Source organism: Cyanobium sp. T1B-Tous (genome assembly GCF_024345475.1).
GTDB lineage: Bacteria > Cyanobacteriota > Cyanobacteriia > PCC-6307 > Cyanobiaceae > Cyanobium_A.
In genome coordinates this window covers 1-6,148 of record NZ_JAGQBE010000106.1, presented here as the reverse complement: position 1 = coordinate 6,148, position 6,148 = coordinate 1, and the positions used below count along the sequence as shown (strand labels likewise).

7 protein-coding genes and 1 pseudogene are annotated in these 6,148 nt (G+C 65.5%); 2 read left to right on the top strand and 6 right to left on the bottom strand.

The features are described from left to right. A partial coding sequence (locus KBY71_RS14555; RefSeq protein ID WP_254929610.1) for an APC family permease occupies positions 1 to 1,037 on the top strand: 1,037 nt, incomplete at its 5' end. Here the strand turns inward: KBY71_RS14555 and KBY71_RS14550 are convergent. Further along, entirely contained in the window at positions 1,030 to 2,685 is a 1,656-nt protein-coding gene (locus tag KBY71_RS14550; protein WP_254929609.1) for an alpha-D-glucose phosphate-specific phosphoglucomutase, read from the bottom strand. The two genes, KBY71_RS14555 and KBY71_RS14550, sit on opposite strands and share 8 nt — an antisense overlap. A gap of 282 nt (positions 2,686 to 2,967) precedes the next feature. Here KBY71_RS14550 and KBY71_RS14545 point away from each other — a divergent pair, with 282 nt between their 5' ends. After that, complete coding sequence (locus KBY71_RS14545; protein WP_254929608.1) at positions 2,968 to 3,198, top strand: hypothetical protein; 231 nt, start codon at positions 2,968 to 2,970, stop codon at positions 3,196 to 3,198. On the opposite strand, the gene KBY71_RS14540 is transcribed toward KBY71_RS14545, so the two are convergent. From KBY71_RS14540 to KBY71_RS14520, 5 genes and pseudogenes are all read right to left on the bottom strand, one after another. After that, a complete protein-coding gene (locus KBY71_RS14540) occupies positions 3,181 to 3,588 on the bottom strand; it encodes a hypothetical protein (protein ID WP_254929607.1) in 408 nt (135 codons plus the stop codon). The two genes, KBY71_RS14545 and KBY71_RS14540, sit on opposite strands and share 18 nt — an antisense overlap. A 22-nt stretch (positions 3,589 to 3,610) precedes the next feature. Next, positions 3,611 to 4,798, bottom strand: a pseudogene (locus tag KBY71_RS14535) (FAD-dependent monooxygenase). 35 nt (positions 4,799 to 4,833) lie between these two features. Continuing rightward, positions 4,834 to 5,076, bottom strand: a complete 243-nt coding sequence (locus KBY71_RS14530) for a hypothetical protein (RefSeq protein WP_254929606.1) — start codon at positions 5,074 to 5,076, stop codon at positions 4,834 to 4,836. 47 nt (positions 5,077 to 5,123) lie between these two features. Continuing rightward, entirely contained in the window at positions 5,124 to 5,510 is a 387-nt protein-coding gene (locus tag KBY71_RS14525; protein WP_254929605.1) for a hypothetical protein, read from the bottom strand. A gap of 123 nt (positions 5,511 to 5,633) precedes the next feature. Continuing rightward, the coding region (locus KBY71_RS14520) for a phospholipase D-like domain-containing protein (RefSeq protein WP_254929604.1) at positions 5,634 to 6,148 on the bottom strand (515 nt) is incomplete at its 5' end.

Genomic DNA, 6,148 nt, shown 5'->3' with positions numbered 1-6,148 from the left:
TGCTGGGCTGTCTGGTGTTCTTTGGGTTCTTCCTCGAGCAGCTGGTCTTGCATCTGGGCCTGCAGGCGCCGCGGCTGCTGGCCTATTTGATCGGGGCTCTGGGCTGTTTGGAGCTGGCCCGCCGCGACGTGCAGCTCTCCACTCGCACGATGATGGTCACCGAGAGCCTCTCCGCCCTGATCATCCTCAGCCTCACTGCGGCCGTGGTAAGGCAGGGCTGGGGCGCCCCGGATCTGGCGGCCATAAATCCTCTGAACGACACCGCTGCTCAAGTGCGCTCCGGATTGATGGTGGCTGTGCTCAGCTTCATCGGCTTTGAGAGCGCCGCAAACCTGGGCAGTGAGGCGCTCCAGCCGGAGCGGGCCATCCCGCGCAGCATTCGCACCGCCGTGCTGATCGCCGGCGGGCTGTTCGTGGTCTGGGGAGCATTCCTGCCGGAGGGTCTGGCCTGGCTGCCGGCGGCGGCCCGTCAGGGCCTCGATCCGCTCAGTGCCCTGGCCGATCGACTGGGAATTCCCGGGGCGGGGCTGTGGATCAAGGTCGGCGCGCTGCTGTGTCTATTCGGTACCTGCATCGGGGTTCTTACCGCCATGGCCAGACTGCTGTTCGGCCTGGCCGAGCAGCAGCTGGTGCCGGCCCCTCTGGCCCGGGTGCATCCCCGCTTCCGCACCCCGTCTTGCGCCCTGCTCACGGCTGGTCTGCCCTTGGTGGCCGGAGGAGCGCTGGTGGTGCAGCGCAATCTCACCATCAACCAGATCTTCGGCCTGTTTGGTGGGTTCACCGTGCTCGGCTTTCTGCTGGTGTATGGCCTGGTGGCCATTTCCAGCCTGCGGGTGTCCCTGCCGGGCAACACCCGCGCCCGGCAGCTGCTGGTGGGCGGCACCGCTCTGGCGGCCGTGAGCGCCATGGCGGTGACCTATCTATCTGGCACCGTGGGTCAGCAGAACGGCATGCTGATCGCGTTCGCGGGTCTGCTGCTGATCGGCGTGCTCAGGGTTTGGTTGGTGCTGCCGGCGGCACCTGATCGCCTCAGGTGATCACGGTGGGGCGATCCATCCCCGTGCGGGTCTTGATTTCGGCCAGTCCATCGATTGCGGTGATCAGCTCGCCGAGGGCCATTTGGGGATCCTGGCTGAGGTTGCCGCTAGGGGGCACATAGCTCTCCAGGTAAACCCGCAGGGTGGCTCCCTGGGTGCCGGTGCCGGAGAGGCGCAGCACCACTCGGCTGCCATCGTCGAGCAGCAGACGCAGGCCTTGGCCGCTGGTTAGGGAGCCGTCCACCGGATCGGTGTATGCGAAGTCATCGGCGGTGGCGATGCTGCGGCCGGCGAAGCTTTGGCCCACCAGTGCGGGCTGCATCTCCTTGATGCGGTTGTAGAGGCCGTGGGCGGCCTCGCTGGCGATGGCTTCGTAGTCGTGGCGAGAGTAGTAGTGCCGGCCGAAACGGCTCCAGTGCTCGGCCATGATCCTGCTCACCGACGCCTGCTTCCTGGCCAGGATCTGCAGCCAGAACAGCACGGCCCAGAGGCCGTCCTTCTCGCGGATGTGGTTTGAACCCGTGCCGAAACTCTCCTCACCGCAAAGGGTGATCCGCCCCGCGTCAAGCAGGTTGCCGAAGAATTTCCAGCCCGTTGGCGTTTCGAAGCAGGCCAGACCAAGCTCCTTTGCCACCACATCGGTGGCGGCGCTGGTGGGCATTGAGCGAGCCACACCGGCAAGGCCATCGGCGTAGCCCGGGGCCAAGGTGGCGTTGGCGGTGAGTACCGCCAGGCTGTCGCTAGGGTTCACGAAGCAGCGCGCTCCCAGAACCATGTTGCGGTCGCCGTCGCCATCGCAGGCGGCACCGAATTTGTAGGCATCGCTGCCCATCAGCAGCTCGGCCAGGTCGTGGGCGTAGGTGAGGTTGGGATCGGGGTGGCCGCCGCCAAAATCTTCCAGGGGGATGCCGTTGCGCACCGTGCCCGCGGGAGCGCCGAGCAATTCTTCGAAGATCCGGCTGGCGTAGGGGCCGGTCACCGCGTGCATGGCATCGAAGGCCATCGGAAAGTCGCCCCGCAGCAGATCGCCGATCTGGTCGAAGTCGAACAGGCGCTGCATCAGCGCTACGTAGTCGTCGACGCCATCAATAACCTCAACCTGCAGGTCGCCAATGCGGCTGAGCCCTGGCGTTGAGAGGTCGGGATCGCTGCCGCCTGCGCAGATCCGATAGCCGCCTAGTTCCAAGGTGGCGGCGTAAATCGCGTCGGTGATCGATTCCGGGGTGGGGCCGCCGTTGGCGCCGTTGATTTTGACGCCGAAATCGCCATCGGGGCCGCCGGGGTTGTGGCTGGCCGAGAGGATCACCCCGCCCACGGCGCCGTGTTGGCGGATCAGGTGGGAAGCGGCCGGAGTGGAGAGGATGCCGCCGGTGGTGGTAATCAGCCGGGCCACGCCATGGGCGGCGGCCATGCGGGCGATCACGCTGATGGCTGCGCGGTTGCCGTAGCGACCGTCACCTCCCACCACCAAGGTGCCGCCGGCCACGCCTGGCAGCACCTGCAGGCTCGCTTCGATGAAGCTCTCCAGGTAGTGGGGAGTCTGGAATTGGCGGCTGCTTTTGCGTAGGCCTGAGGTGCCGGGCTTCTGGTCGGTGAAAGGCTGGGCCAGGGAAATCTGCCGAATGCTCACGGGATTACTGCTGGTCATCGGCCGAATCCACGGAGGCACTGGGGCACCAAATTAGCCTTGGCTTGTCACCCTTACAGAACTGACTAGCTTCCAAGGGAAGGCAGTTGAATAGGGAGAGGGGCATTGGCCGAAAGCAGGTTTGCCAGCGGGCACATTTGGAGAGTGGCTTGCTTGGCTGGCTTGGCACTAACGGCGAGCTCCTTGGCAGCCACAGAAGCCGGCAGGGCGGCAGTGATGGGGGGAGCCCGCGCTCTCCCTTTGGGGGAGGCAGTTCAGCGCAGTCGTTTGGCAGCTGAAGCCGTGATCCATCGCCGCGGCAAGGAAACCTGCCTGCGCGGCAAGCTCACCAATGCCTTGCTGGGCCTTTCTGCCAGCTGTGAAGTTGCCGCTCAGAAGGATGGTCTCTGTGCCCTGGCCGATCAGGCGGTGGTGCAGGTCGGCTGGTCGCTGGCGTTTATGAACAGCACTGCCCAGCAGGTGCTGGACCTGATCGAGAGCCAGGCGGCGTCAGGATCAGGAGCCCGGAATTAGGCCAAACCCGCCCTTTTTCTCCTGGGGTTTGCTGTCGGTTTTGCTCGGGGCGACCGAGCGGGTCTGCTGCTTGCAGAAGGGGATCAGGTCCTGGCCGGCTCTGTTGAGAGCCTCACGCCGCTCAAAAGTGTTGGTGGCAGCTGGTTTGGCACGTTCGCGGATCGTCCAGATGGCGTCCTTGCAGTTGGCGCCTAGGCGGGGGTGATCCAGCAGCGGATCGGCCATGGTGCGTGCCTTGCCGCAGGCTTCAATCGTGTTGTCTCTGCCGCAGTCGAAGGTGTGGAGCTGGAGCTCGCGCAACAGTTCCATGGAGGGGTAGGGCGGGTCCTTGGCAGCCAACAGGGCGATCAGGCCAAGGGCAAGTGCTGGATCAATCCGAGGCGCGGCCATGGTTCCACCGGGGTGGCCCCCATCATGGCGGTCCTGGCAGCGGGGCTAGTCCCTGGCGCAGCGATTGTTGCTGCTGGCTCCAGTGGGCAGCGATTGCCGGGCCCACCAGGGGGGCGGCGATCGCCAGAGCCCCCCGCAACCAACCCTGCTGCCGCAACTGCTCTCCCCGGGCGGCTTCGGCGGCCTGCAGGGTTTGCATATCTGTGATTTCGGGCCGCCGCTCCGCCTCAATTTGGACGGCCACCCCGTCAAGGGCAGCGCCGCTGCAGCCACTGCTGAGCAGCGGCAACAACCGCCTGGCGGCTACCCAGGCATCACGCAGGGCCATGTTGATGCCCTGGGCGCGCACGGGTCCCATCGGGTGGGCCGCATCGCCAAGCAGCAGCAGGCCCGGTTGGCACCAGCGCTCCGCTAGTCCCACCTGCACCGTCAGCCGGCTGGGCGGGCCCAATCCGCCGCTCCACTCCCGTAGCCAGGCCGCCAGCTGCGGCGGACTCAAGGCTGCCATCCGCTCGATCCAGCCTTCTCTACTGAGCTCGGGTGTGGCTTGAGACTTGCCCATAACCCAGCCCAGCTGCAAGCCGCCGCTGGCGCTTTCGAAAGCGCTGAAAACCCCCTCGGGACCCACCAGGGTGGTGAAGGAGCCAGCCAAGGGCGAGGCCGCGGGACTGGCCAGTTGAAACCAGAGCAAGTCGATCGGGCTGGGGCTGCTCTGCAGCGTTAGCCCTGCCTTCTGGCGCACCAGGGAGCCCCGGCCATCGCAGCCGACGACAAGGTCGGCAGGCAGCTGACGGCCATCGCGCAGTTGCACCCCCGCCACCCGCTCCTGCTGCCAGAGCAGGTCGACCACCGGTTGCCCGCGCTCAATCGCAAAGGAGGGGTAGGTGCCGGCAAGTTTCAGCAGGGCCTCCAGCAGGGCCGGCTGGCTCACCAGGGTGCAGGGTCGGCTGGGATCGCCGCCGAGAGGCTAGCTGGCGGTGAATAGCTCCTGGCCATTCACCACGAAGCGCCATCCCACCAGGGGCCGGTGGGGCAGGCCTGGAATCAGCTCGAGTAGCCCCATGGCCGCCAGGGCCTCTAGCCCTGAGGGCATCAGCGCTTCGCCGCGGAATTGACGCTCCAGGCTGGTGCCGGCCTCAACCAGGGTTACGGCCACACCGCCACGGGCTAGCAGTAGGGCCAAGCTGGCGCCAGCCGGTCCGGCACCCACTACCACCACCTTGGGGCGGTGGTTCAAGGGGCTACTCAAACGAAGGAGTTGTAGTTGCGAGTGCCGCCGCTAACCGGGTCGACATGGCCCATCAACTGACTTTTCTTGCTAAGCAAATACTCCACGAGCTCCTGCTGCACGGCCAGCAGTTCGTTGGTGCAGCCGCGGAATGCGGCCCGGTGGCGGATTTCATCGTGCCGGGTGTGGAGGTCGCGCAGCATCAGCTGGATGGCATCCAGGGTGGCTGAGGTGTTGCGGGAGGCCGGCTGGTGATCCATGGCCGCGAGATAAGGAAGACGTTCAGCGTAGGGGGCGTTCCCGAAGATCAGCAGTCACCAAACAAGGTGCTGGACACCTGATGGAATGTTTCAAAGGTGTCCTGGTTGTCCAGCCCGCTAACCGCTCGGGAAACTGTCTGCTGCTGCGGATTGCATTCAACCGCCAGGCTCACTGCCCTGGCGCCATGGTCGGCGTGGAAAGCGGCGCTCTGGCCGTCAACGGCATAGAGGGTTTCGGGGGCGTGGGTAAAACCGAGCTGGTTGGCCAGCACGCTGATCCCCGCTATTGACTCGCTGAGGCTGCCCTCGCTGCGAATGGCCGTGGTGTAGACCACCGGCGCGGCTGGGGTTGAGTCTTCTGCGGGCAGGATTAAGGAGCCGGCTAGGGATTTGATCAGGCTTCCGGTTTTGCCCAAGCCGCCGCTTTTTGGCATGGTCTTACTCCTCTCGCCAGAGTGGTTGCTGTGCGCTGAGCGTAGGGGTTGATCACCAGATGTGGTGTTTGGTGCTTGTACGGGCACCATTGGTGTGGCCTGAATTACGGCGGCCAGTCCTGGTCAGCTGCGCTGCACCCCGCTGCCGCAACGCACCTGCTGCCGTTCCTGTTTGCGCTGCAGCCGGGGGGTGATGCCGAGCTCGGCCCCCTTCCAGAGCCGGTTCATTTCAGTGGTGAAGTGTTCGGCCAGCTGGGGGGAGTCGAGCACCAGCAGGGTTTCGTCGTTTTGATGAGCTGCGCTGGGGCTCCAGTTGAAAGAGCCGGTGACCACGGTGCGGTGGTCGATCACAGCCAGTTTGTGGTGGAGTTTGTCGCCGCTGGCCAGGCGTGGTGTGCCCACACTCTCCAGGGGGCGCTGCCAGGGGCGGTTCGCCGCCTCCAGGCCGCAGCGGTGGTCGGGCAGCTTGGTGCCGAGAAGATCGAGCACTTCACTGAAGGCTCGGTTGGCGAAGCCGGGATCGGCCAGTAGGCGGATGTTGACGCCCTGCTGCTGCAGGTTCTCCATCGCATTAACCAGTCCCTGATCCGAGAACACGAACAGGGCCAGATCGAGTTGCTTGCGGCTGCCTGCGAGCA

Bases quoted from the DNA above. Each gene is read 5' to 3' on its own strand.
- KBY71_RS14530 (WP_254929606.1), bottom strand. From the start codon at position 5,076: ATGGATCACCAGCCGGCCTCCCGCAACACCTCAGCCACCCTGGATGCC.
- KBY71_RS14525 (WP_254929605.1), bottom strand. From the start codon at position 5,510: ATGCCAAAAAGCGGCGGCTTGGGCAAAACCGGAAGCCTGATCAAATCC.
- KBY71_RS14550 (WP_254929609.1), bottom strand. From the start codon at position 2,685: ATGACCAGCAGTAATCCCGTGAGCATTCGGCAGATTTCCCTGGCCCAG.
- KBY71_RS14540 (WP_254929607.1), bottom strand. From the start codon at position 3,588: ATGGCCGCGCCTCGGATTGATCCAGCACTTGCCCTTGGCCTGATCGCC.